Origin of the sequence: Nonomuraea sp. NPDC049309 (assembly GCF_043196965.1) — a bacterium.
Lineage (GTDB): Bacteria > Actinomycetota > Actinomycetes > Streptosporangiales > Streptosporangiaceae > Nonomuraea > Nonomuraea fastidiosa.
On sequence record NZ_JBICSH010000009.1, the window covers coordinates 123,425 to 149,147 of the forward strand.

Below are 25,723 nucleotides of genomic sequence, written 5' to 3' on the forward strand. Positions count from 1 at the left end.
GCCGTGGGTACGTGCCTAAGCCGACTCAGCCGACGATCAGCCGAGGAGGCCTGCACATGCCGCGCCCGCCCTTCCCGCCGTTCACCGAGGAGACCGCCCGCGTCAAGGTCCAGGCCGCCGAGGACGCCTGGAACACCCGCGACCCCGAGAAGGTGGCGCTCGCCTACACGGAGGACACCGTCTGGCGCAACCGCGACGAGCACCTGACCGGACGCGTCGCGGTCATCGAGTTCCTGCGCCGCAAGTGGGCCAGGGAGCTCGACTACGCGCTGCGCAAGGAGCTGTGGGCGGTGCTCGGCAACCGGATCGCGGTGCGCTTCCAGTACGAGTCCCGCGACCCGTCAGGGCAGTGGTGGCGCAGCTACGGCAACGAGCAGTGGGAGTTCGACGAGTCGGGGCTGATGCGGCGCAGGGAGGCCAGCATCAACGACGTACGGATCGCCGAGCCGGAACGCCGGCATCTTCGGCCCGCGAAGCGAGGCGGAACGCGGCGTGGACGTCCTCCCGATCTTCTGAACGGAGGGACGTCGCCGCAGGGGCGTGAGCCGCCGACACGCACAGACACTCGACGAGGCGTTGTCAGGAGGTGCGAATCCATCGAGGGTCGCCGTACCGCTGCTCCACACCCTCACCCGGCACGAAGTCGGGCGCCGTGGCCAGCACCACGAGACCCTGCACCTCCAGATAGCGGATCAGCCCGGCCGCCACCGAGAACACCGTCTCCATCGAGCCGCACTCCGGCGGCATGTGCTCCTGCAGCACCGCCACCACATCCGGCAACCCGAACTCCGCGGGCAGCAGCTCCGCCACCTCCCTGACGAAGTCCTCGGTCACCTGCGCCTGCACCACCACCGCGCCCGGCCTGCCCGCTCCCGAGCCGGCGCAGCTGTCACAGCCGTCGCTGTGGAAAGGGGCGATCGAGACCGTGCCCGATCCCAGGCACACCACGCACCGGCCCCACTCGGCCGCGTGCAGCGTCGCCGCCTCCCGGTCCTTCAGCGGGGCCGCGCAGGTGCAGCGGAAGGTGTTGTACGTGCCCGCGACGTAGTCGCGGTAGGAGATGTCGTCGGGGGCGTCGACCCACTCGGTGGTGATCACGTGCGGCTCGTCCATGAGAACTCTTGTCCGTCGCTGTGCTGGGGTGCCCCACAACATAGCTCCGCCGACGGGCCGGCATCACGGAATCGGCTCAACTCTTCACGTTCCGTAAGGCTCCGGTGGGCGGGGCGGGCCGCCCTTGAGCTCGTGGAAGCCCGGCGTTGATGCGACCAGCAGCGTCCCGTCCCAGAGCCGCCCGGCGTCCTCACCGGTGGGCACCTTGGAGATGACCGGCCCGAAGAACGCGACGGTCTCGGCTCCCCCACTCACGGCCACGATCGGCGTCCCCACATGGTCACCGCCGATGGCCCGCAGCGCCTCGGCCGTCGAGGCGCGCAGCTCACCGTCATGCTCGTGTCCGAGCCCTGCCTCGGCGAGGCCGGGCGGCAGACCGGCCGCTTGGAGCGCCGTCCGTGGATCACCCGGCCGGTCGCCGGGGCCCGTCGTCCACAGGGCTGTGTAGAACTTTCCCAGCGCCTCCTGCCCGTGCTCCCCGCCGACCGCCGCGGCGACCCGCGCCGGCACCCACAGGTAGCCCTCGGTGTCGCCTTCGGGATCCTCGTCGCGGCCCTCGTTGAGCACCGACAGGCTCATGACGTGCCATCGCACCTCGACCGGGCGCACCCGGCTCACCTCGAGCAGCCAGCGCGAGGTCAGATAGGAGTACGGGCACGACGGATCGAACCACATGTCCGCCACCATCATGATGGCCATCCTGCCCATTCCCCGCAGACCCAGACACCACCGCGTGGAACGCCGGACTCGCGAGACGCTGCGGGTGAGAATGGCTTGTTGTGCCGACCGCCGGCATCGACCCGGCCGCCGAACCTCGCGTACCGCCGTGGCCAGGCTCACCTGGTCACCGGTCCGCCCCGTTCGTCGACCTCGGCACCGCGCACCGCGAGGGCCAGGTCAGGGTGCCGCAGGGCGTACTCGGTCCGGGTCCGGCGGCGCGACCTCACCCACCGCCGCACCGACCGGATCGTGGCGGCCAGGACGGGCCTGCGCCCCCTGAGCCCGTCGGCCGACCGCATCGGCCGCACGACGATGCGCTGCGTCGCCCTCCGCTCGGCCCTCGCCGACCGCGGCCGCCCGTGGACCGCCGCGGCACCGGCCCGCTCGTCGAGGTCTACCCGGCCGCCTACCTGAGACTGTGGACCTCGCGTACCGCGGCTACAAAAGAGAAGTGCCCATGTAGTAAGTCGCTACTGTACGTCAAACACGGTTTGACGTACCCGTCTTGTCAGGCATCTGTGCTCGGGTGGCTTGGACTGTTTCCGCTACCAGCCTCGCGGCCGGGATCGGGTCTTCGTGTTCCCAGATGCGGACCACTGTCCAGCCCGCCTCTCTGAGCAGTCGGTCCGTCTCGGCGTCGCGCTCTCTGTTCCGCCGGACCTTCTCCGCCCAGTACTCGGCGTTGGTCGCCGCTTTCGTGTGGTGTTCCGGGCAGCCATGCCAGAAGCATCCGTCCATGAAGACGGCGACCTTGGCCTTGGTGAAGACGAGATCGGCGGTGCGACGGATGGCGGGGAGGGGGCGGACGGACACGCGGTAGCGAAGGCCGAGTGCGTGGACGGCGCGTCTCAGGGCGAGCTCAGGGCCGGTGTTCCTGCCGCGATTGGACTGCATGCTCTTTCGAACGCCTTCGCTGGAGGCGCGGGTCGGCCTCTTCACTGCCATGGCCCATACCGTACGAGATCTTTGTGACTCCGGTTATGGTCTTTATCTTGGGAAGATCTCGTCCTCGTATGAGGCACACCATGGCGTGATTGCGAGGTGACCCGGTGGGAGAGGGGATCGTCCTGTCCGGCCGCTATCGGCTGGACAGGAAGCTCGGTCGCGGCGCCATGGGCGTGGTGTGGAAGGCGTTCGATCAGCGTCTGGACCGTGAGGTCGCCGTCAAGGTCTTTCCTCATCAGATCGATTCCGGCCACCGTCGGGTGGAACGTTTCCGGGCCGAGGCCAAACTCTGCGGTCGGCTCCAACACCCCGGCATCGTCGTGGTCCACGACGCCGACGAGGACCAGGGTCGGCTGTACTTCGTGATGGAGCTCCTCAAAGGCAAGGACCTGGCGAAGGTGATGTCCGAGGCGGTGAACGGCCTGGCGATCGATCGGGTGGTCACCATCGGAGCCCGTCTGAGCGAGGCTCTAGCCGCTGCGCACGCAAAGAAGGTCGTCCACCGCGACATCAAGCCGGCCAACATCATGCTCCTTGCCGGTGATCGACCCAAGATCTGCGATTTCGGCATCGCAAGGGTCGTCGACACCGGCAACGCCACAGCGCAGGTCGGCACGCCGGCCTATGCCGCGCCCGAACAGAGTGACGGGACGCCGGATGAGCGGAGCGATCTCTACTCACTAGGCTGCGTGCTCTACGAGATGGTCACCGGTGATCCTCCGTTCCGAGGGAACAGCTGGTCCCTTCTGTTCCAACACGCGACCAAGACACCGAGCCCGCCTTCCGACCTTCGAGGCGGCATCCCATCGCCTCTGGAGGATCTGATCCTGCAACTGCTGGCCAAGAAACCGGGAGAGCGCCCGCAGTCAGCGGCCGAGGTGGCCGACCGGCTTGGAAGCATGCGTCCGCCCTCCAGGCGGGCCGGCGCCAAGCCGGTGGATCGATTGCCTCCGGCCCGACTGCTGAGGTCGAGTTCAGCGGAGCGGAAGCACACCGATGCGGATGACGCCATGGCCGAGGCCATCGGCGAGGTGCTCGACGAGGCCCGCGTCGATGCCAAGGTGGCCGGCTATGTACGTACGGCGCAACTGACCAGGTTCGAGATCCGGCTCGGACCCACCACCGCGAAGACGGCGATCTTCGGCCTGACGGGCGCGTTCGCGGAGGCCTTGAAGAACAGTGCCGTCCGGGTCGTGCCCATGCGATCGACATCTCCCTTGCCGGGCGCGAGCGCGGTCGGCGTCGAGGTGCCTCACCGAGGTCTCGACCTGGTCAGCCTGGGCGACGTTCTTCGCGAGGCTTCCGAAGACGATTCACTGCTGGCAGGTCTCGGCCGCGACCAGAACGGGGCACCCGTATTCCTCAGGTTCGAGGAGACACCGCATGTCCTGATCGGTGGCAACGGAGGGCCGTTCGATCCGCTCCGAGTCATCACCGCCTCTCTCGCGATGCGGCATCATCCCGGCCGTCTTCGCATGGTGTCGACCGGACGGCGAAATCCGTTCGCGCAGCTTCCCCATATGGTCGAGCAGGCCCAGGGCGATCCGCTCACCTGGGCCGTGGCGGAGATGGAGTGCCGCTACGCCGACCTCAACGCGAGGCGGTGCCGTACCACTGAGCAGTTCAACCGAGTGGTTCGTGAGAGCGGCATTCCGGCCCCCATCGGTGCGCTCGGCGATACGGACATGGCCCACCCCGACGTGGTCGTCATCGTCGACGAGTTGGCGGACCTTCGAGACGTCGAAGCGGTCAGGGAACTGACGAGAGAGGGCCGCGCCGTGGGGTTCCATGTCATCGCCCGCACGGCCGAGCCATCCGAGCGTGTGCTCAGCAGCAAGGTCACCGCCTATTTCCCGGCTCGACTGGCCCTTCCCGTGACGACCGTCGAGGAGAGTCTGAACGTTCTCGGCCGCATGGGAGCGGACACCTTGCGCCCGGACAGCGGACTGTTGCTCGTCGGCGGGGACGGTACGCCGAACGAGGTGCGGCTCGCCGCGATCTCGGATGAGGAGATCGCCGCGATCGTCAGTCACTGGCGAGGTTGAGGAACGGGCTTGGCGCGCCATGCCATGAGACGTGCAGACGTTCTCTGGCACGGGTCGCCGCCACGAAAAGCAGGCATCGCTCGCGCTGCAGATCGTTCGCATGCGTGGTGGCGTCCTCTTCGAGCGGGGTGACGGCGCTCGACGCGGGCAAGTGGCTCGCTCCCACGCCGATCACCGCGACGCAACGGAACTCGAGTCCCTTCATTCGGTGCATGGTCGTGACCCGCACATGTCCGTCCAGCCCGTCGCGATCCCGTGTCAGGTAAGACGCCTTCAGCCCGGCACGCGTCAAAGCCTCGACGGCCGCCCGTCCGGTCACTTCGGAGCGAGCGGCGATCCCGATCTCCTCCGGGTTCACCCCGGCGGTGGTCCAGCCCCGTACGACCTCGACCAGATGGCTCAGTTCGGCGTTCTGCGTGGGAGCGCCGCACAGCTCGGGCATGGCGCCGTGGATTTCGGAGCGACAGCCGGTGAGACTGCTGCGCCGCCCATCGAGATCCTCGATGTTCTCGCCGGCCAGCATGGCACAGCTCCAGGTGAGGATCTCCTCGGTGGTCCGGTAATTGACAGTGAGCCTGCTCGATCGGCCTGCGAGCTCGATGCCCATCGAGCTGAGGGACACCCGGTTGTCATAGATGCGCTGATGAGTGTCGGCTGCGATGAACAGGTCGTTCGGTCCCTTGGCGACCGCGGCCCGCAGCACGCGCCAGCGCACCGGATGCAAATCCTGTGCCTCGTCGACGACCACGTGGTCGTAAGGCAGCACCTCCAGCCCCTGCAGCACACGCACCGCTTCGACGCAGGTCGACTCGAAAGTACGGTGATTCCGATCCCTCAGCTCCTGCTCGAACTCTGCGACCGCCCGCCATATCTGGGCGCGCTGCAGCGGTCCGAGCCGCCGTCCGCGCCCTGTTCTCCGTGCCTGCAGGTAGCCCTCGGAGGTCGTGATCGCCTGCGCGAGGACGACCTGCCGCCACTCTTCGCGTAGGAAGGCCTCACTGAAGTCGAGACCGCGATTACGGATGATGCGCCGCCAGACCTCCTTCTCCTCCTCCTCGCGGAGGAGACTGGCCTTGCCCACGTGCTCGTCGACAAGTCGGCGGGCCACCTGGTCGACGGTCAGGACGTCGATGCGGGACAGCACATCGTCGTCGGACTCCAGCAGCCGCAACGATTCGGCCAGCGACCGGGTCAGTGTCGCGGTGAAGGTGGTGAGCAGCACGCGCCCGCCTTGGCGGGCCAAGTGACGGGCACGATGCAGCGCGACCACGGTCTTGCCGGTGCCGGGCCCGCCGGTGACCTGCGCGGTCCCCGAGTACGACGCGTACGCGACCTCTCGCTGCAGTGGATGCAGATAGACCCGCCATCTGGCGAAAGGCTTGGCGAACAGCTCTATCAGTTCGTCCGGCCCGTCCACGAGGGCCACCTTGTGCGACGTGCGCTGAGCGGCGGCGACCAGATCGTCTGGATCGATCTTCATCGATGGCACGGCGGTCGCTCCGACCACGTCGTTCCAGACCTCCTCGGAGGACATGCCGGCGGCGAGTCCCAGCAGGACGTCATATTGGACCTGCGGCAACTTGCCGTCCAAGGCCTCGAGTACCGCCACGTCGGTGAGCGTTCGGGCGAATCTGCGCATCTGATCGTCGATGCCCAGCCTGATCAGATCGGCATCGGAGATGTGGTCGAAGATCGGACGCGCGGCATCGGAGGAGGTCTGTGACAGTCCGTCGATCGTGTCCTCGATGATCGCGTCATCACGGATCTCCATGCATCCGTTGGCCATGTTCACCGACACACGGCGATGCCGCACCCAGGCGTAGGCCTCATCGTGCGTGTCCACTCGAAGCAGCGTGTAGGTGTCTCCTGTTCTGGGGGCCAGCACAATGCCGCGATATTGGCGATCGATCCGGATGCTCTTGAACCGCTCATCACGGATGTTGGTGAGCTTCTCCAGATGCGCCCCGGCGTGCGAGGTCTGTTCGAATTTGAGAATCGTGTCTACGACCTTCTGCTGGATGGGGCGCTCCAGCCTGATGAGGTCCTGAAGGAAGTCCTGGTGAATGCCCAGACGTGGCACGCGCCCTCCTCACCGATCGGCCCTCCGGTCCGATGTGCCGTGATCAGACCGGAGGGATCACGCTGCTCAGTCGTGCTTGTGAAAGAATCCGACCGACGGGTCGTCCGGCGTGCCGATCAGCATCGCCCGGTCGAGGAAGACGTTGTTGCTTTCGCAGCTCGTCTCGGGAAGCAGGACGCAGGCGTAGCAGGCGGCCAGGTTCAAGCTGTCGAGACCACTGGCCTCTGACTCCATACACGGTGGATCCTGCGAGCACCATTCGGAACGCGCGAGCGCCGACTCGAGAGTTTCATAGAGCTTGCGGTGCTCGCCTTGGGCGACGACGCCGCCGAGGGAGCCGGCAGAGTCGCTGGTGGCGGTGTAGATGAGCACTCCGGCCATGTCGTGGTCGACATAGAGCCGTTCGCGCAAGGCCGCCGCCGGGTAGCCGCAGTCCAGACTCCACTCGTTGATCAGCACGTGTGCGAGGGTGTGCAGCAGCACGTAGCGCGCGGTCACCGGAGAAACGATCTCACTGACCGGCATTCTGATCCCGGACTGTGCCGCGCGATTGCGAAGGACCTGCGTGTGATTGAGCCAGATCCGGTGGGCTCGCGCAGCAGGCCCGGGCCGCTGCTCCCAAGCGCGTAGAAGGTCTTGGTCGATGGCGAGGAACACGCCTTCGCCACTGACCTCGATCGCGGGCAACCAGTCCACCGGGCTTTTCGCCATGGCGGCGCGACGGGTGCCGCCTTCGGCGAGCTCCGGCGGGGTGACGCGGGTGAACGACTCCAGCGCTCGCACTTCGCGCAGCCGCTTGACCAGCATGGATCGCTTGATGCCGAAGGGCAGAGCGCGTCCGTCGCCGGGCGCTCGGACGCACTCGAAGTTCTCCTCCCTGGAAACGATCCCGGTGCCGTCGTAGAGCTGGTGGTACTCCTCGCGTCTGAGGGCGTTGGCCGACTCGAACATCATCGCCGTCTCGTCGGAGTCCGGTGGGGCACTCGTCTCCAGTTCGTGTCGTCGGTACACGGCGGCGAGGACCTCTTCGGCCGTGAACCGACCGTCGTGCATGATGTCGGTCTTCTCTAGGGCTTGCAGCAGGACCGCGTCAGGGGTGCCGGCCTCCACAAGCAACTTCAGCATCTCGTAGTACCGATTGAGTCGTTGCTGCAGTGACTGTGACCACGGAGGAATGGACAGCGCCGACCGAGTGATCGCGAACCAGGCCGCCGATGCGCCTCGCTGCAGCGTTCGAGGGGTCGCGTTGCACATGGGTTCATCGGAGTCCCGTCCGAGCCACGGCCTCCGCCCCTTGCACGTGATGCCCAAGCTGAGCATGGCGCCTTTACCGAAGGCTCCTTCGAGGGACGCGGGCGGTACACCGCACGAGCACGTGATCACCACAGAGCGGAGCGAGGCGGTCTGGCCGCTGCTCTCCAGGGTCAGCTCATGCTTGACGTTCTCGTTCGGGTCGCGGTTCGACCCGCTCTTCTTGTGCACCCATTCGAAGTAGGGGAAGTCGTCCAGGTGCCCGTTCTCACAGGCGATGACGAAGCGCGACGGTGTGAGCGGCTTCTCGCACGAGCCGCAGACGCTCTTGCCCGGAGGCGAACCGAACCGCTTGAACTCCTGAAGCCTGTTACAGACACCGCAGGAGTACATCTCCGGGAAGAGCCGAACCCTGATGCCGTCGCCCGAAGGCGGCTCGTCCGCCGGCGGAAGCTGGAATCGGGAAACCTGCAGCCAGTGCTGCAGCCGAGGCTCATAGATGACGTCCGACGGCCGCACGCGCCAGCCGTCCAGCCCGCTCACGATGTACGACCGGTCTTCGATGGCGATCATGGAGCCGACGCCGTACGTGGTGATCGTCTGAGCCCGTCGTACCGCACCCAGCGGTGTGCGCGTGACCTCTGCGGAGCCGTTGCGGCTCGCCTGACGGGTACGTCCGCTACGTAGTGCCATGCTCATCGCTCCAGGTAGAGGTCGGATTCGGCGTCGACGTCGCGCAGGCTCCACAGAGTGGGGATCGCCTTGGTGAGATCGGTGTCGGTGAAGGTGCAGAGAAGGGCCTCATCGGGATTGCGGATCTCGCTTCGCTTGAAGCGCGGCCTGGCCTCATACACCAGGTTCGGATTTTCGTCCGCCAAGTCGATCCAGCGGGCGATGACGTCGTTCAGGTCCTTCTCGACGCCCGCCGCCTCGTCCGGGTCCACCGCACGAGCCCTGAACAGGATGAGATCCTTCAGCTCCTCTATGCGGCTCTGGTGCTCGCGTATCTTCGCAGCCGCCCCGTTGAGCCGGAGCCCCGGGTGCACCAACCGGGCCATGCCGACCAGTACGGCGTGAAGGGCGCGGTCGCGGGCGCGGGGCGAGAAAGGCGTCACGCTGGTGGACTCGACCTGCCGGTACAGCGCCGAGTGATAGCTTACGAAGCTCTCGTAGTGTGAGCGGTCTCGAGATCGATTGGCGTTGTAGAGCATCACGACCAGGCCGGGATGCTGACGGCCGACGCGGCTGCTCGACTGGATGTACTCGGCGGTGGTCTGCGGCTGTCCCATGATGGCCATCAGACCGAGCCGGTCGACGTCCACGCCCACGGAGATCATGTTCGTGGCCAGCACAGTGTCGAGAACGCCCTCGTCCGGAAGCCTGCGCTCGAGATCCTTCAGCCGTTCAGGGATGTCGCTGGACTTCACGCGACTGGTCAGCTCGGTGAGCCGCTCCCTCAGGCGAGGCTCGGCCCCGTGTTGCTTCGCCAGGACCTTGAGCCGGTCTTGGACGTCGTCCAGCACTTGGAGTTCGGCGGCGGCCAGAAGCCGGAGGCTGTTGAAGTAGCCCACGAGGGTCCAGTAGGCGTCCCGTACCGAGTCGGGGCCCTGGATATGGACCGCATGGTGCAGCAATGCCGCATAGGCGCGCACCAACAAGGTCGCCTGGCTGGTATTGGGAGCGAGCAGGCCCACATAGAGCCGTGACGCCTTGGCCTCGGCCGGCGTCTCGACCGCGAACCACGAATCACGCGCGTCCAGCCCGGCGGGGGGAAACTGCGCGACGGTTCGGTTGAACAGGCTTCTCACCTGGTCCTTGGCCCGGCGAATCGTAGCGGTGGAAGCGATCACCTTGGGTTGCTCGGCGGCATAGTCGATCGCGGTCTCGTACAGGCCGGTGAGGCTGCCCAGAGGGCCGGAGATCAGGTGAAGTTCATCCTGGACGATCAGCTCAGGAGGAGGAGTGCCTTCTCGGTCCCGATTGAAGAGCGCCGCGACCTCGGTACGCCACGTGATCTGCGCGAACTTGTCGACGGTCGCGATGATCAGAGTCGGCCTGACCGCGTAGATCTTCTCGTCGACGACGTGAACGGGAAGTTCACCGTGGAACTCGCAGTTCAGGTCTGCGCAGAAGATGCGCATCTTGGAGCTCGGGACGTCCACCTCGTACTCGTCGGGCCCCATAGCGGTGCCGCACCATGGGCAGAAGCGGAGCTGGACAGGGTTCTCCTGGTGGAGTTCGCCGCCGTCCTTGAGCTTCTTCAGGCCGGCCGCGGCATCCTTGATCCTGTTGGGCGTGGCGGCGGCGCCGACCCACATGCCGATGGAGATCGGCTCTTCGCCCAGTTCCCCTGGTCGTCGTCGGCGCATGATCTCCATGGCGCAGATGAGTGCGGCCGCCCGTTCGAATTGCTGAAGCGTGAGCAGACGCAGGGTGTACCGCATTATCGCCGTTACACCTCCGCCGGCGTCCCGCTTGCGGAGGCGACGCAGGAAGACCGTGAAGGCGATGATGCCCAGGTACGCCTCGGTCTTGCCACCACCGGTGGGGAACCAGAGCAGGTCGGCGACGCGCCGGTCGTCATGCTCAGGGTCGACGATGCCGTTCAAGGCGAGCAGCAGAAAGGCGATCTGGAACGGGCGCCAGATGCCCGTTTCTGGATCCGGCTCGCCCTGCATACCGCCCTTGATCCAGCCGGTCCTGGCCCTCTGGGCGGCCATGGCCTCATTGGCGTACCGGAAGGCGGTCATGACCTGCGGCTCGCGCCTGAGCGTCGCGATGCCCGAGTCCATACGATCGCAGGCCTGCTCGCACAGCCGAATCTGCTCTCTGGCGGCGTCGGCGTACTCCGTATCGCCGAGCAGACGCGACTCCTCGGCCCGCTCCGCGATCCACGAGCGGTAGCCCTGCACCAGCCTGCGCAGGCCGAGCAGGACGTCCTCATCCGGCTTGCGCGCCAGATCGAGCATGCGAAGCGCAGAGTCGTCGATCTCCGGATTGGAGTCGGTGAGCAGCACCTCTTTCGTTGGCACGAATTCGCTCCAGATGGCCTCCACGGCCGCCGGAGCGCCATTGAGCAGCGCTTCGTCACGCGGTGGCGGAGGCGTCCAGTCCCAATCCGCCGCGCATCCGTGTCCTACGGCGAAGTTCGGGGCGTAACGGTACAGCAGTCGATTGCTCTTGATCTCCGCTTCGTCCGCTCCCACGGGGACGGGTCTCTCGACGAAGGGCTTGGTGCCATTGACGCCGGTGACCTTGATCTGAGGTTGGAACAGACAGTGTGCGTCTCGGAGATCGAATCCGCCGACCTCCTGCACGTTGAGCAGCGCGACGGTGACGGACACCGCACCCTCCCTGGGAGGGCGCACCCGGACCCGAAGTTCGACGCCGGGCGCGAGTGGGACCGTGTGCGTGTCGGCGGTCTTCACGTCGACCGAGTACGGCGCGATGTCCAACGAGCGGCGCCGCCATCGCAGCTTCTGCTCGTCGATACTGCGGCGCTCGGCGCGTTGGGCCTTGACCGGTCGTCCCTCGAGGTCCACCGGGTCGTACACGGCCGCGGTCACCGTCACCGTGATGGTCGGGGAGATGGTCGGGTCCACCCCGAAGGTCAGCCCCATGGAGGACGGCGCCTGATCGTTCGCAAGGGCGACTCCGATGTCGGGGGCCTCGTCCTTGACCCGCGTCTCTGGAGCGAGATCGACGTCGCGTTCGCCGACTTCCTCGATCACCAGGTTGTTGTCGCGGCGCTGAGGATAGAGCACACCGGCCGCGTACATCGTGACCGGGGAATCCGTGAGGATCTCCTCGGGGCCGCCCACCGGGCCGATCATGTCCAGGCGGAGTCGCTCCACCAGTTCGGTCCGGAAGGCGTAGTGCTCACTGTGCTTGGACATCGGGTTCCTTCTTGTCCCAAGTGAAGGTGGACAGGCCGACCAGTCGTGGTGCGAGCCAGACGCCGTGCTGGTCGAGCCCGGCGCGGATGCCGGCGGCCTCGTTCCCCGCGACGGTCTCCACCACGTCGATGCGGACGCCGGAGATGCGAGCGGGGAACGACCGAGGTACGAAGTTCGAGCCCTGCTTGAGAAATGTGAAGAGATCGCGCCTGAACTTCTCGGAAGCCGTTCCGATCGGTCGGCCGCGGTGTCTGATCAGGTACGGCGGGCTCTCCGACATGCCGATCGGCTCCGGATGGAGGCGCTCCAGATCGACCTCGTCGCCGGGACGCACGCCCGTCGCGAGGTAGCGCTGAAGGTCCGCGACATCGTCGTCGAAGTCCACCGTGCCGGCCGGGTACTCGGTGAGGACGTCTCCACCCTCCAGTTCCAGGCCGTCGCGCCGCCAATACTGGAAGCCGTACCGCCCCCATCGGCCGGTGCGAGGGTCGATGCGGATGTTGCGCATGTCCATGGGGGAGACCACGTAGAGCTCGTCGCGGGGCCTCGTCATGGCCACGTACAGAAGGCGCGCCTCTTCGGCGGGGTTCTGATCGTTCTTCTTGTTCTTGCCGGCCGCCGGCAGCGGCCCAGGATCCACCACCAGGACCCGGTCGAACTCCAGCCCCTTGGCGCGGTGGAAGGAGGACACGACCAGCCGTGCGGGCGGCTGCGCCGTGAGCTCATCCGGGAGACGACCGCCGGCCAACGCCGAGCGCAGTCGGGTCAGATCCAGGAGACGGTCCGGCCCTCGCCCAGCGCCCGTTCGCTGCAGCCATCGCCATAGGAGATCCGGCTGCGAGTCGTCCGGCAGCGGAAGATCGCCGATCAGTTCATCGAACCTCTCTCGGCTGAGCGAGGAAGCATTGCAGCGGGCCATGAGCAGACCGATCCAAGCCGGCACGACGCGATCGCGCGCCGATCGCTGTAACCGGTGGGCCACTCCCAATCCGGCCAGCCGCTCCGAGATCACCAGTGCCTGTCCGTTGGTGCGGCAGAGAATCGCGGTGGTGCCCGGGTGGCCGGTGAGCGCTTCGGCGGCGAACGTGTCGAAGGCCCCGAAGTTCGTGACGCCGCTGAGCGCGGCGCGGAGCTCCTTGTGGTACGTCTCGCCGTCCTTGTCCCCGGTCTCCGAAAGCGTTCGAAGCCGAGGACCGAAGCAGTGGGCCGTCCTGGCCTCGTCGGTGCGGGCGCGGAAGTTCTCGGTGAGGCTCAGCTCTGTCAGTTCCTCACCGAAGGTGATGCGAAGCCAGTCGAAGAACCTGTTGGTCTCGCCGGCACGCTCCGCCGGATCGTCGATCGTGAAGCCGTAGATCGACTGAGCAGGGTCGCCTACGACGGTGAACCCGCAGTCGTATCGTTCCAACAGCGTCTCCACGAGGTTCCGCCGGATTCCGACCAGGTCTTGGACCTCGTCGATGACGACGTGGCGGAGGTCCTCCTCGTACAGTTCATCGGCCTGGCCGCTTTCGATCGCCTTCTGGGCGCCCTCGATGCGGTCGTCGAAGGACCTGTCGGCCCATTCGCCCTGCGCGTCCACCTGCCTGAGCAGGTCGAGCGCCCAAGAGTCGAAGGTCTGCGCGCGCACGTTGCGGGCCGCGTCGCCGTACTGCGCGAGGCGGTTCTTGAGTTCGCGGACGGCCGCCCTGGAGAAGGTGAGGACCAGGATCTCCCCGGCGCTCACCCCCTCCTCGGCGACCAGCCGGTCGAGTCGGCGCACCAGAGTGTGGGTCTTGCCCGCGCCCGCCTGAGCGGTCACCAAGGTCAGGGCGTCGGCGGGCTGCTCCACGACGGCTCGCTGTTCGGCCGTGAGCGTATGAGCGCCGCGGTAGGCATCGCTCACTTCTTGCTCCAGAGGTACTCGAACTGGGTGAACGCCAGTCGGCGGTCGTAGTTGATGATGTTGTCCGCGACGTCCAGGATCAGACAGGTCTCCTTGCCGCCGTTCTTGATCCCGCGCAGACCACGGCCGATCATCTGCTGATAGACGTTCGGACTGTAGGTGGGTCGGGCGACGATGACCACCTCGGTCGCCGGGGCGTCGAAGCCCTGGGCGAGGACGCCGTAGTTCGCGAGCACCCTGATCTGCCTTCGCCGGAATCTCTCGATCAGCGTGCGCCGCTCGGCGTCGGGAGTCCCGGAGTCGATCGCCGCCGACTTGATGCCGAGACGGTTGAGTTTGGCGGCCATCAGCTTGGCATGGTTGACGGAGGTCGCGAAGAGCAGGACGGGAGCGTCCTCCGGAAGCGCCTGGATCTCCCTGAGCAGGGTTTCGTTGCGTGCGCTGTCACGCCCCAGCTTCTCCTCCACGGTGGCGGGAAGTCTCGCTCCGTCGAAGGTGGTCGCCAGCCGAAGGTCCTCCTCCGAAAGCGTGAGTGTCGTCCCCTTGAGCTCCCGATGCTCGACTTTCGCGAGCACGCCGAGCTCCTGCAGCTCGGCATAAGGATCGCCGCTCTCGAAGATGCCCTCGTCCAAGCGGTTGCGCCCGTAACGCTCGACCAGGCGACGGGTCTCCGTCTCGTTGAAACCGCGGAACGGCGTGGCCGTGAGACCCAGCAGGGGACGTGATGTCTCTCGGGAGGTCAGACCGAGAGAAGCAAGGATGCCGGTGTAGCGAGGCGTGATCGAGGTGTGCGCCTCGTCCACGATCACCAGCGCAGGATCGCGGAGCCAGGCGTACTCGGGCTTGTTCAGGCACACTTCGAGCTTGGCGTCGGTGGCGACGACCAGCTGAGCCGTCTCTCTGCTCGGTGCGGCCTCGCGGCCCGCCCAAAGTCTGTTGATGACGAGTCGTTCCTCCGGACCGGCCTTGGACCAGACGAACGCCCAGCTCTGCACCGCCTGCTCGCAGAGCTCCTCGCTCTGGGCGATCCACAGGACCGGCCGGCCGCCCGACCCTCGTTCTTTGATCACGCGGATGACGGCCTCCGCTGCCACGCGGGTCTTACCGGCCCCGGTGGGAAGGCACAACATGGCGCGCGGCGAGTCGTACTTGGTCAGCAGGTCGACGGCCTTCTGTGCCAATCTCTCCTGATAGTCGTGCAGGCGAGGGAAGGCCGTAGGCCCCGGCACCGTCACCGATGGCGGCAGCGTCTCTCCCTTCGTCCCCGCGTATGCACCGGGAAAGCCAAGGTCGTTGACGACGCGCACCGACTGGGCGTCTCCGTTGAAGTTCGCCGCGAGCTGGGGGAACTCCGCCTTGATGTCGCGTCGATAGACGCGAAGAACCTCGGTTCCGTAAGCGTCATGCGCCAGTTCGGCCATGCGGCGTTCGTTTCCAGGGGCGCCTCCATCCGATCCGTCGCCCTCGAGAAGGCCCTCGGGCAATCCCTTCTTCAACGCCTCCACCCCGATGAGCAGCAGGAGCTTCTCCGACACGCTCTCGGTATCGCGGATGCGCTCGATGCGCTCGTTGTCACGTTCCTGCTCGCGTCGCTGGAGGATCTGCTCGCAGGCCGTTCGTCCCAGATTGAGCCTCAGAACGCGGTCCACTGCTTCGAGCACCTGCAGGTCGTTCGCCGGCATCCGGACGAGCACCTTGTGCTCCTCCGGCAGTACGGCCTCGGCGATCGAGTCGGCTCGCATACCTGTGGGAGTACGGATGATCTCTGCGAGTTCGTCGCATCGAACGATCGACCACCCCTCCACCTGCGTCCGTCGAGACATCTTCAGGTGCGGGAACTCCTCCAGGAGCAGAACCCCTTCCGCCTGACCTGCGTATTTGAACTCCTTCTGGACGGCGTCGGAGGGGGCCATCATGCCCCACGCCTTGCGCATGGTCTCAGCGAGGGACGCGGCCGGCACCAGCAGGGCCGGCACCCTCTCCCTGATGAGCTCGTAGTACTCCGAGCGAACGGCGGTCACCGCGATCTGCGCGTTCTCGATGTCGCTGCGCCACTCGTCGCCGACGCGGCATCGGGTCATGGCGCCTTCGGGGAGGTCGGCCCCGACCTCGAACATCAGGGCGTAGACCTCGCCGGGGAAGGCGTCGTCGGTCGAAGAGGAGGCCTCGTCGACCAGTTCCTCCCAGATCCTCGTCGGCAGCTCGTCCAGCGTCTGAGGCAGGGCCAACATCGCTGCGATGTGCGGGGAGACATCGGCCACTGGGAGAACGTCTCTGTGCATGTTCAGATCGGGGCCGACGCAGCGCCTGACCTGCCGCAAACCCCGTGAAGTCTTCAGATGTCCGTACTTTCGACCGAGCCAGCGGATCGGCGAGGCGATGGTCCGGCGGCCGGCCACTCCCTTGTTCCCCGGCTGCATGACCCAGTTCGCCACCGCGCCGCTCGACGGGACGTTCTGGAGGAAGGCCGCCCGTCCTTCCTCGGAGAGCGAGGTGAACAGGTGCAGCGGCCCGGGAGGGCGTGTCCCATCGAAAATCATCTTCGCCAGAGTGGGTCGTGCCTCGCCGGGAGGCAGTTTGGTCACGTACCGCTTCCAGTACGCGGTCTTGTACTCCTCGAACCACTCCTCGCCTTCCGGGTTCACGTTTGTGATCGGACCGTCGAGCAGGCCCAGGTCAGGGAGGTAGGCCCGATCGTCCCGGTGGAAGGTCATGTCGACGGTGACGTGCCGGTCACGTGAGCCGTCGGTCGGCACCACCCGTCCGGGCAGCAGGCAGTCGCGGATCCGCCGGAAGTCACCCGCCAGCGTTCTGACCTTCAGCTCCTTCGCGGTGTCGATGCCACGTCCGCTGAAGGCGGTACGAACGCCTGCGGGACCCGCCAGCCGTGCCAGCTCCCAGAAGGCGGCCCAGTCACGGTCCAGGTAACCGGAGAACCCACGCTCCACCACGGAGGAGAGCCGACCGATGTGGTCGGCTTCGTGGATGCCGAGGGCCTCCAACGCCTTGGCGGTGGCGTCGTTGCCCACGTAGACGCGTTCGTCCACGTACACCGTGTTGTCGGCGAGGCCGTCGGCGGCTGATCGCCGGAAGATCCGTGTGGACGGGGCGACCAACCCGAGCGTCTCCGTGAGGACGATCTTCGCCCGCAGGGCGTCCTCCGCCTGCGGATGGTTGCTCCGTTTCATGTCCGCGGCGATGAGCACCGCCCGTGCCGAGGCTTCGGGAGAACCGTCCGAGACAAGGGCCTCCAGCCATTCCTTGGCCGTGGCCACCGCGGTCGTGGACTCGGCCAGGATCCGGTTGATGCTCTCGCGGCGGTGCCTGTTCCTCGTCGACTCCACCGAGTGATGGATCCAGTTCACCGGCCGACCGGGATGATCAGCCCACAACCGAAGCCATTCCGGGCGTAGATCGGCGGGGTGCACGCGGACCTCGCTCGGAGTGCCGAAACGTCCTTCCTGATCAGGGAAGACGCGCCGTCCTGGTGCGATCTCCCAGATTCTCGCCACCAGTCGGTCCGCCGCCCACTGCGGCTCCTCACGCCCTCGGGCAGGTACGACGTCGAGGTACGCCCCCGGGTCGTCCGGTCTCGCCAGCGACGGAAGCGACGAGACCACCAGGTCCGCGACCTCGTTGATCAACTCATCGTTGAACCGGTTGCCGGCGTACAGGTTCTGCCGGTCCTCACTGGTCTTCCAGGGCGCGTTGACGATCCCGCGGAGCGTCGTCGTGTAGTTGGTCGGAAAGTAGGCCCAGAAACGACCACGCCCCTGAACCCGGCCGTCCGTGTCGGGGACCGCCCACGCGATGTCGATCTCAGGACGGTCGTGCAGCTCGCCGGCCTCTTCCAGAGCCTGAGCGGACGGGCGATGGACACGGGTGAAGACCCGCCATCGAGCGGTCTCCTCCCGCTCGCCTCCGCCCGTGACGTAGTGCACCTTCTGCAGGGCCCTTCGGTCACCGTCGACCTGCTGGAAGATCTGGCGCTTGGAGACCTGTCCGGAAAGGCGCTTCTCCAGCGTGACCGTGCCGACGTGCGGTGAGAACAGGGAGAACTCCGCAGGGAACTCGTCGATGTCCTTGGCCAGCCGCGGCACCGCCGAGGGCTTCAGCGGCAGCCGTACGACGGTCGTGGCCCATGAGAGGAGCTCCCTGAGAGTCGGGTCGTTGGCGGCGGCACGGTCGCGGTCGAGCGGGCGTGCCATGCGCAGCACAGGCGTCTCCGTGGCGGCGGGTTGCACCTTCTTGATCTCCGCCTCGGCCCACTCCCTGTCAAATCCGAAGCTCTTGTCGTCCTCGGCGCTGAAGAATTCGGGAACGTCGGTGACGCTCAGTACGGACTTCACTCCAACGCCGAACCGGCCGATCTGGCCGCCGCGCTTGCGCGATACGCCCATGCGCAGAATCGTGTCCGCACCCTCGGGCGTCATCGCGGTTCCCTGGTTGGCGCAGTAAAGGTGTGTATCGGTGAGAATGACCGCTATCTCGCCGCCGGGATCGTTTCTCAGCTCGTCTGCGCCATTCTGGACCAGTTCGTAGATCTGGCGGTCTCCGTAGCCTCCCTCTTTGATACGCCGCTCACCGTTCGCGTGCTCTTGGACGAGACCTGGATCGATCCTGTACGTCTCGAGAACGCGCGTGGTCTGCTGAAGAACGACCTCGATGACCGACGGTTCTGCACTGCTCACGGCGATGCTCTCCCAACGATCGAACGCCCGCTGAGCGGAACGGATGAATATGGGCACGGTCGGCTCGGGCACGCCGAATAAGCGCACCGGAGGTCAGGAGTCGCTCTTCATTCGGGCGCGTATGAATCTAACGGAACGCAATCGAAAAGGGACGGGGAAAGGCCAAGCGTATCGAATGAAAGCAGCGCTCCGAGGCCACCGTTGTTTCGGCTTGCCGGTGAGTGAGATGAATCTTGGCATAGGGGTTCGGTCGGCGCAAGTACCCTAATATTCGGACTTTGCGGGGCGAAAACTGACACATGTGAGCAATCGGCTCCTCGTGGGCGATGTCGTGCGGGGCGAGAGTCGTGCATGCCATATAAGAAATGCCGACAAGGTGGTGTCAAGTGCAGTTAAACGCTAGCCTTGGTTGTCAAACACCCCCGGTTCACCTGGAGATACACCGCGATGACGCAGGACGGTGACGGCATCACCCGGGACGCGGAGGCGTTCGGAGTCTGGCTCGGCAGGCAGTTGCGGCGTAAGGGCATGACGCAGTCGGATCTCGCCAACGCTCTGGACGTGACACGTGCCGCGGTCTCGGCCTGGATCACGGGCCGCGCCACCCCGCGCATCGACAAGATTCAGGCCATCGAGGAGATTCTCGACCTGGCGGCCGGCTCCTCGGTCACCCGTGACGAAACGCCGGAGTCAAGCGGATACGTCGGCTGGCAGCACCGCCTTGCGCACTCGGATGGAGGGCGCGAGCTGGGCAACGCGGCCGCCTTCGCCTTCGACTCCTCCTTGGCCATCACCGCGAGAGAAGCGACGCAGAACAGCCTGGACGAGCGTTGGGACCCGTCCCGTCCCGTCCGCATGCGGTTCACGCTGCACGAGATCAGTGGAGAGCGGCTTCGCCGGCTGCAAGAGGCCGTCCACTGGGACGACCTGGCCCCCCATATCGAGGCCGCCGGTGATCCGAAGCAGAAGGTCGGACGCATGCTGGCCGACGGTCTCCGTGAACTTCGCGAGACCGGCAAACTGCTGTTGCTGCGGATCGACGACTACAACGCCAACGGCCTGACAGGACCCGAGTACGACGACGGGCGCTTCGCTGCGGTGGTCCGCAGACAACTCGACAGCCACAAGATGGGCATCGCCGGTGGGTCTTTCGGGCTGGGCAAGGCCACCATCTGGGGCGCCAGCCGATTCGGGCTCGTCATCGTCAACAGCACGCTGTCGGAGCCGTACGAGGGTCTGCGCGAGCGGCGCATGATCGGCCGGATCGACCTGCCCTGGCACGAACTGGACGGCGTCGAATATGCCGGTCCTGCGTGGTTTGGCAGCCGAGACCCCATGAGGGAGGCCGCCGCCCGCTCGTGGTGGGCCGGTGAGCGCACCGTGGAGGAGCTGTACCTGACCCGGGGCAGCGCCGACCCCGGCACCAGTTTCCTCATCGTCGGCGCCCATGATCCGTCCGGTGAGGCGGCGACCCTCGAAGAGATGCACGCCGTTCTGGTCCACGGCCTGGCCTCGGATTTCTGGGCGTCCATGGTGGCGGGCAGGGGGCAGGCGCCCATGCTCGAGGCCTCGGTGGAGGCCCTGCGCGACGGCCAGGTGGTGGTGGCCGAGGAACGGGTCGACCCCTACCGGTACGAGCCGGCCCGGGCGCGTGCCGTACGGGCGTTCTTCGACCGGACGACGGTTGCGCAGCTCACCAAATCCGACGACGTGGTCGAGCTGACCGTTCCGCTGACCGTGCCTCCGCGCAAGACCGAGACCGGCGGTCGTCCTGCCGAACACCGGGCGGTGTTGCTGATCACGCCTGCGACGGAGGCCGATCAGAAGGTGAATCGAGTGGTCGGTATGCGAGGCACGAGGATGACCGTTCTGGATCGACCGGTCACCGGAGTGCCGCTCGGAGCGCCTCAGTTCCAGGCGGTGGTGCTGGCGGGCGTCGCCACCGGCGCCGGACTCGCGGCGGACGAGGCCGCCGAGGCCTTCCTCCGGGCCGCCGAGCCGCCCGAGCACAACGACTGGAAGGCGACCGAAGACCTCACTTCGACCTACGCTCGGGGAGCCACCACGCGGTTGCGGGAGTTCCGCAGAACGATCTTCACATCGATACGGAACGCGGTGAAACCCGCTGAGCCCGTCGCGCAAGAGGGGGGACCGGCCATCCTGCGCGAACTGACAAGCCTCGACCCTCCGACGTTGCCGCGCACGAGGGGCTACCCCACCGTCAAGAGCGCCACGGGCGAGGTCGACGAGGCCGGGGCATGGCGTATAAGAGTGGAGATCAAACTGCCGGAGCGGGAGGATCCCTGGGTCCTCCGGCCTCTGCTGCGCTTTTCCACGCGCTCCGGCCCCAAACCGGAGGCGCGCTGGGCCGCGCTGATCGCCGAGTCGAATTGCGAGGTGAGCGGCGACGTGTTGGTCTGCGGCGCTCATGAGCGGTCCGCCGTGTTCACGGGCGTGAGCGATGCGGCCAGCCATCCGGTGGCGGGCAGGTTGGCCATCGCCGAAGTCGACCTCGTTCAGGCCAAGGACGGTCGCTCATGAAGCAAGTCGTGCCCTACCAGGTGTTGGCCGGCGAGGTCACCATGACGGTCCGCGAAGTCCGTCTCGACGATGTGACCTTGCCGTACAACATGATCTCTGAGGCAGACCGTACCGTCGCGCTGCACCTCGTCGGTCGGGAGGACTGGAACGTCGTACGGTTGGCGCTCGACGTGACGGCTCCACAACATGAACTGCAGGCGGGTCCTTGGCTCAGCGTCGCCTTCCTCGCGACGGCGTCCGAACGCCGCACCAACACCCATTCGGCCGTGAAGCTCATGATGGGGCAGCCGGGCGAATGGTCCGGCGAAGTGGAGCTCCATAGGGACGACCATGTCGGTCACGTGCGCATCTCCGGGCAGCTCGTCGCGACCGTGGACAACGTCTCGGCAAGGGTGATCGCCACCGTCGCGCGCCCCTGGACGGTGGACCTGCTAGGGCAGGCCTCGGCGCGACAGGATTCCATTCGGGTTCGCTGGGTCGACTTCGCGGCCGATCCGCATCTGGCTTGGTGCAAGACCGATCCCTGGGCCGTGACGACGACCGACGAGGCCGCGACGCTCAATCTGAACAGCGGCTTCGACGGCCTGCGGGCGGTGTTGGAGAGCCCGAAGCCGGCGGAGCGCCCCATGCGTGAGGCGTTGGCGGCGCAGATGGCCGTGGACCTGTGGACCTCGCTCTTCAACGAGGCGGCCCACCACGTGGACGGATATGAGTGGCCGGAAGGATGGCGTGGTCTGGTGCTACGACGCATGCTGCCCGATCTGTTCCCGGATCACTCGCCGGACGATGCGCTCAGGGAGATCGTCAACCAGGGCGTCGGTGCCGTTCAGACGCGGGTGCTGCATGCCGCGGCGAAACAGGCACGAATGCCGCGGCGTCTGGGGGGCTTCATCCGATCACTGCACAAGACGGGTCCGGAGGACGAGTGAACACGAAATTGGGCCTGCTGCCTGACGAGGCCGCCGCGCGGTTCCTCACCACCGGCGTGCTCGAGAACAGCGAACCGCTGCCTTTCGCGGCCATCGACGGTGTGTCGGAATCGACCCCTTGGGAGGCCGAGCCGGTGCGTCAGCTCTTCGACGAGGCGATGAAGCGCTTCGCGCCCGGAGAACGGACGTCCGCCGATGCCTGGCTCGCTCCGGTCCTGCACGCGACGCTACGGTTGACGCGTCGTGAGGCCTCGGACTCTCGCATCTGGAACCATCTCGCCCTGAGGTTGGCCCCCGATTACGTCTATTGGCGGCACATGAGCCGAGGAAACCCACCGCGAGTGACGCGCACGCGATTCTCCGGGCCGTTCCACTCCCAGGCGTTCGCGCGTTTGTGGTGGGCAGCGGAGCTCTTCCGTGACGGGCCGGACTACGGGCCCGTGGTGGTGGCCTGCGGTAATCAGGACGTGTTGAACACCGTGCTGAGGCTGGAGGTCATCCTGCACCGACCGACGGCGCAGGCGATCATAAGACTGCTCGATGGTGACGTGGTCCGCACCGGGCGGCAGGTCAACGCCCTGGCCCAGGCCGTGAACACTGCAGGTACGACACTGTCGTACGAGGCGTACGCGCCCGACACCCCCAGAGACGTCGATGCCTACCGAGACTGGATCGAGGAGCTGGGATCGGTACTCGTGCCCTATGACTCGCTGCCCACCGGTCCCTCGGACGGGCGGGCTCGGCCGGCTTCGGTCGACGCTTTGACCGCACTTTTCAAGCAGTTCCTGGCCGATCTGCCGAACGCCGGCCAGACGCCGGAATAGTTGAAAGCGGTGCCGACGGGGGCGCGATCCCCTATTCTCTCTACGGCCGAATCGAGGAGGGGCGGCGCGTGGGCGAGAGATTCACCAGCCTCGAACTCGGGGCCGGGGTCGGCGGACAAGCGCTGGGGCTCGAACGGGCGGGTTTCGACCCTGTCATCGTCATCGACGATGACCCGCACGCATGCGAAACGCTGCGAGCCAACCGTCCTGGGTGGAACGTGCTGAAAAAGGACTTCAAGGAGTTCGTCGGCGCGGAATATGACATCGCGACGGTGGATCTCCTGTCCGGGGGAGTGCCGTCCGGCCCGTACTCCATCGCGGGAAAACAAGAGGGCGCGAAGGACAAACGGGATCTGCTCGTCGCCGCCGTCTACCTCGCGATCGAGCTTCAACCTCGCGCGATCCTGTTGGAGACGACACCGTCGTTGTTATCGCCGAAGTTCACGCAGGTACGTGACGAGGTCGAGGCCGAGCTCAAGCATCTCGGCTACTCCTGGGAATGGAACGTTCTGGACGCTCAACACTTCGGTGTGCCCCAGACCAGGCGCAGCTGCCTTTTGGTCGCCATGCGTCCGGACGACTTCGAGCGCTTCACCTGGCCGACACCGACCCACGACGCCGCCGCCACCGTCGGACAGGCGCTCCGGGACTCGATGGCGAGTAAAGGCTGGCGCTATGCGGACGCATGGGCCGCGATGGCCGACCGCGTGGCCCCCACGATCGTGGGCGGGTCCAAGAAGCATGGAGGTGCCGACCTGGGACCCACCCGGACCAAGCGGCAATGGGAGGAACTCGCGGTCAACGCTCATGCCCTTGGCGACGATGTCCCCGATAAGGACTTCGTTCTCGATCCAGGGCTCGGCCGCCACGGCCTGCCCAAACTGACGGTCGAACAGGTCATGAGGCTTCAAGGCCTACCGGACGACCTGATCGTCACCGGAGGTAAGACCGCACGCTACAAGCAGGTCGCGCAGGCGTTTCCGCCCCCGCTCGCCGAGGCGGTCGGTCGCCGTATCGCGTCGGCATTGATCCACTGATATCGGTACAGTGACGCCCATGACCATCGGCACCACCGACCCCATCAACATCGTTGACCTCTTCGCGGGGTGCGGGGGGCTGACTCAAGGATTCCACTCCTTCAAACCGGGGGCGTTTCGGACCGTGGGTGCGGTGGAGTGGGACATCGCCGCGGCCTCGACTTACGCGGCGAACTTCGCCGAGGAGGCCGGCGGCACCGACCACATCTATGCCGGGGACATCACCGGATGGGATCCCACGAGTGTCGGCTCCAACGTGGACGTGATTCTCGGCGGTCCGCCTTGCCAGGGCTTCTCGGGGTTGGGGAAAGAGGATCCCGATGACCCTCGGAACAAGCTCTGGAAAGAGTACGTTCGGGTGGTCCGCAAGCTGCAGCCCAAGATATTCGTCATCGAGAACGTCGACCGGTTCATGCGGTCTCGTGAATTCGAGCTGCTCAGGGCCGCGAACACCGACGGCGACCTTCGTGACTACGCCCTGGAGACGAAACTTCTCAACGCGGCCGACTATGGAGTCCCCCAAACTCGCAGGCGCGTGATCGTCCTGGCCACGCACCGAGATCTCGTCGCCTCCCATCCTTCGCGTCAACCGCTCAAGCACCCGCAGCCGACGCATCACAAGCCTGATGGACGAGACGAGGACGGCGCGCTCTTCGAGCAGATCCGGTATTGGGTTCCTGCTCGTAAGGTCTTCAAGGAGACGACGCTGGAGACAGTGACCACCGAGCTGCCCGAGCGTACGTGTGATCTTCTCGGTGTCACCCTGCCCGGCATCTTCCGCACATCGGACCTTCATATAGGCCGTAATCCGACCGAGCACTCGCTCAGGCGTTACAGGGCGATCCCTCCAGGCGGCAATCGTCATGACCTACCGCCGGAACTGTCGACGCCGAACTGGATCAAGCACCGAAACGGGTCGGGCGACGTCATGGGGCGCCTGTGGTACGACCGCCCTTCGGTGACGATCCGCACCGAGTTCTACAAGCCTGAGAAGGGCCGCTATCTGCACCCCGAGGCCGACCGCCCGATCACCCACCTCGAGGCTGCTTTGCTCCAGGACTTCCCTCCCGACTACAAGTGGGTGGGCAGTAAGGTGCAGATCGCTCGTCAGATCGGCAATGCGGTGCCCGTAGGACTCGCACGTGCCATCGCCGGAGCGCTGTACGAGTATCTTCGCGCCGCTACCCCGATCCTGGAGTCGACACCGGCCGAGACCGACGCCTCGGTGGGCGATCTCGAACCCTTGGGCGCGTCTCATCTGGCCTGAGGCTGATAGTCGCCGTTGCTCCGGAGTGGACCCTCAGCACAGGGCTACTTGGACTCTGCGAACAGGATCGGCTTGAGTCGGCGGACGAGTTCGATGGCGTCAGCCCGGTGGTCCCTGCCCGGTGCGCCCGGGGTGATCCAGATGGAGAGGCGGCGCCGGGCGTCGGGGGTCCAGGCGTAGGCGTACGTGCTCGTCCCCGCCTTGCCCTCGAAGTGGGCGGTGTAGCCGGGGCCGAGGTCGGCTGGGAGGTCGACTCCCCGGTCGTGTTTCTTGGTGCTCTCCAGTTCCTGTAGTGACAGGGCGGACGGGTCGTCGTACGAGATCGACAGCAGCGCTTCCCGATCCTGGTCGGAGGGATCTGTGACGACGCAGTGGGAGAAGGGTTCGCCGGGGCGGCTGCCGGAGGCCTCGAAATCCTTCACGCCGGTGATCCGCTCGATGGCGGCGCTGGAGATCAGGCCACATTCCCGCGGCTCCGCCGTCGCGTCACCCAGGGGGCGTG

At 66.3% G+C, this 25,723-nt stretch carries 15 protein-coding genes and 1 pseudogene; 7 read left to right on the top strand and 9 right to left on the bottom strand.

All coding sequences use genetic code 11. The annotated features are described in order from the left end of the window. The first annotated feature begins 56 nt into the window (after positions 1 to 56). A pseudogene (locus ACGFIM_RS37600) lies at positions 57 to 516 on the top strand (nuclear transport factor 2 family protein). A gap of 63 nt (positions 517 to 579) precedes the next feature. Here the strand turns inward: ACGFIM_RS37600 and ACGFIM_RS37605 are convergent. The 3 genes from ACGFIM_RS37605 to ACGFIM_RS37615 all read right to left on the bottom strand — a co-directional run bounded on the left by ACGFIM_RS37605 (position 580) and on the right by ACGFIM_RS37615 (position 2,778). After that, on the bottom strand, positions 580 to 1,113 hold the full coding sequence (locus tag ACGFIM_RS37605) for a hypothetical protein (protein WP_393211068.1): 534 nt from the start codon (positions 1,111 to 1,113) through the stop codon (positions 580 to 582). A gap of 84 nt (positions 1,114 to 1,197) precedes the next feature. Then, positions 1,198 to 1,803 carry a disulfide bond formation protein DsbA gene (locus tag ACGFIM_RS37610; protein ID WP_393211071.1) on the bottom strand — a complete coding sequence of 202 codons (606 nt, stop codon included), beginning with the start codon at positions 1,801 to 1,803 and terminating at the stop codon, positions 1,198 to 1,200. A 510-nt stretch (positions 1,804 to 2,313) separates the two neighbouring features. Next, entirely contained in the window at positions 2,314 to 2,778 is a 465-nt protein-coding gene (locus tag ACGFIM_RS37615; RefSeq protein WP_393211074.1) for a very short patch repair endonuclease, read from the bottom strand. A 104-nt stretch (positions 2,779 to 2,882) separates the two neighbouring features. On the opposite strand from ACGFIM_RS37615, the gene ACGFIM_RS37620 reads away from it, so the two are divergent. Further along, a complete protein-coding gene (locus ACGFIM_RS37620; protein WP_393211078.1) occupies positions 2,883 to 4,823 on the top strand; it encodes a DNA translocase FtsK in 1,941 nt (646 codons plus the stop codon). On the opposite strand, the gene ACGFIM_RS37625 is transcribed toward ACGFIM_RS37620, so the two are convergent. The 5 genes from ACGFIM_RS37625 to ACGFIM_RS37645 form a co-directional block, all read right to left on the bottom strand. Then, a complete protein-coding gene (locus ACGFIM_RS37625; RefSeq protein WP_393211081.1) occupies positions 4,804 to 6,903 on the bottom strand; it encodes a UvrD-helicase domain-containing protein in 2,100 nt (699 codons plus the stop codon). The two genes, ACGFIM_RS37620 and ACGFIM_RS37625, sit on opposite strands and share 20 nt — an antisense overlap. 66 nt (positions 6,904 to 6,969) lie before the next feature. Continuing rightward, positions 6,970 to 8,847, bottom strand: a complete 1,878-nt coding sequence (drmB, locus tag ACGFIM_RS37630; RefSeq protein ID WP_393211084.1) for a DrmB family protein — start codon at positions 8,845 to 8,847, stop codon at positions 6,970 to 6,972. Between the two features lie 2 nt (positions 8,848 to 8,849). Next, positions 8,850 to 12,050, bottom strand: coding sequence for a helicase-related protein (locus ACGFIM_RS37635; protein ID WP_393211087.1), 3,201 nt, complete (start codon positions 12,048 to 12,050; stop codon positions 8,850 to 8,852). Further along, positions 12,034 to 13,932 carry a UvrD-helicase domain-containing protein gene (locus ACGFIM_RS37640; RefSeq protein WP_393211090.1) on the bottom strand — a complete coding sequence of 633 codons (1,899 nt, stop codon included), beginning with the start codon at positions 13,930 to 13,932 and terminating at the stop codon, positions 12,034 to 12,036. Before ACGFIM_RS37640 ends, ACGFIM_RS37635 begins: the two co-directional genes overlap by 17 nt. Beyond that, complete coding sequence (locus ACGFIM_RS37645) at positions 13,929 to 18,695, bottom strand: DEAD/DEAH box helicase family protein (protein ID WP_393211093.1); 4,767 nt, start codon at positions 18,693 to 18,695, stop codon at positions 13,929 to 13,931. The genes ACGFIM_RS37640 and ACGFIM_RS37645 overlap by 4 nt, the downstream gene beginning before the upstream one ends. 375 nt (positions 18,696 to 19,070) lie before the next feature. Between ACGFIM_RS37645 and ACGFIM_RS37650 the strand changes: the two genes are divergently transcribed. The 5 genes from ACGFIM_RS37650 (at position 19,071) to ACGFIM_RS37670 (ending at position 25,221) form a co-directional block, all read left to right on the top strand. Continuing rightward, a complete protein-coding gene (locus tag ACGFIM_RS37650; protein WP_393211096.1) occupies positions 19,071 to 21,164 on the top strand; it encodes a helix-turn-helix transcriptional regulator in 2,094 nt (697 codons plus the stop codon). After that, positions 21,161 to 22,093: a hypothetical protein gene (locus tag ACGFIM_RS37655; protein WP_393211099.1), complete on the top strand. Its 933-nt coding sequence runs from the start codon at positions 21,161 to 21,163 to the stop codon at positions 22,091 to 22,093. The genes ACGFIM_RS37650 and ACGFIM_RS37655 overlap by 4 nt, the downstream gene beginning before the upstream one ends. Then, on the top strand, positions 22,090 to 22,917 hold the full coding sequence (locus ACGFIM_RS37660) for a DUF6339 family protein (protein ID WP_393211102.1): 828 nt from the start codon (positions 22,090 to 22,092) through the stop codon (positions 22,915 to 22,917). Before ACGFIM_RS37655 ends, ACGFIM_RS37660 begins: the two co-directional genes overlap by 4 nt. 68 nt (positions 22,918 to 22,985) lie before the next feature. Continuing rightward, positions 22,986 to 23,954, top strand: coding sequence for a DNA cytosine methyltransferase (locus ACGFIM_RS37665; RefSeq protein ID WP_393211105.1), 969 nt, complete (start codon positions 22,986 to 22,988; stop codon positions 23,952 to 23,954). 19 nt (positions 23,955 to 23,973) lie between these two features. Then, a complete protein-coding gene (locus tag ACGFIM_RS37670; RefSeq protein WP_393211108.1) occupies positions 23,974 to 25,221 on the top strand; it encodes a DNA cytosine methyltransferase in 1,248 nt (415 codons plus the stop codon). A 44-nt stretch (positions 25,222 to 25,265) separates the two neighbouring features. Here the strand turns inward: ACGFIM_RS37670 and ACGFIM_RS37675 are convergent, their stop codons facing one another. Then, positions 25,266 to 25,643, bottom strand: a complete 378-nt coding sequence (locus tag ACGFIM_RS37675) for a hypothetical protein (RefSeq protein WP_393211111.1) — start codon at positions 25,641 to 25,643, stop codon at positions 25,266 to 25,268. Positions 25,644 to 25,723 lie beyond the last annotated feature (80 nt).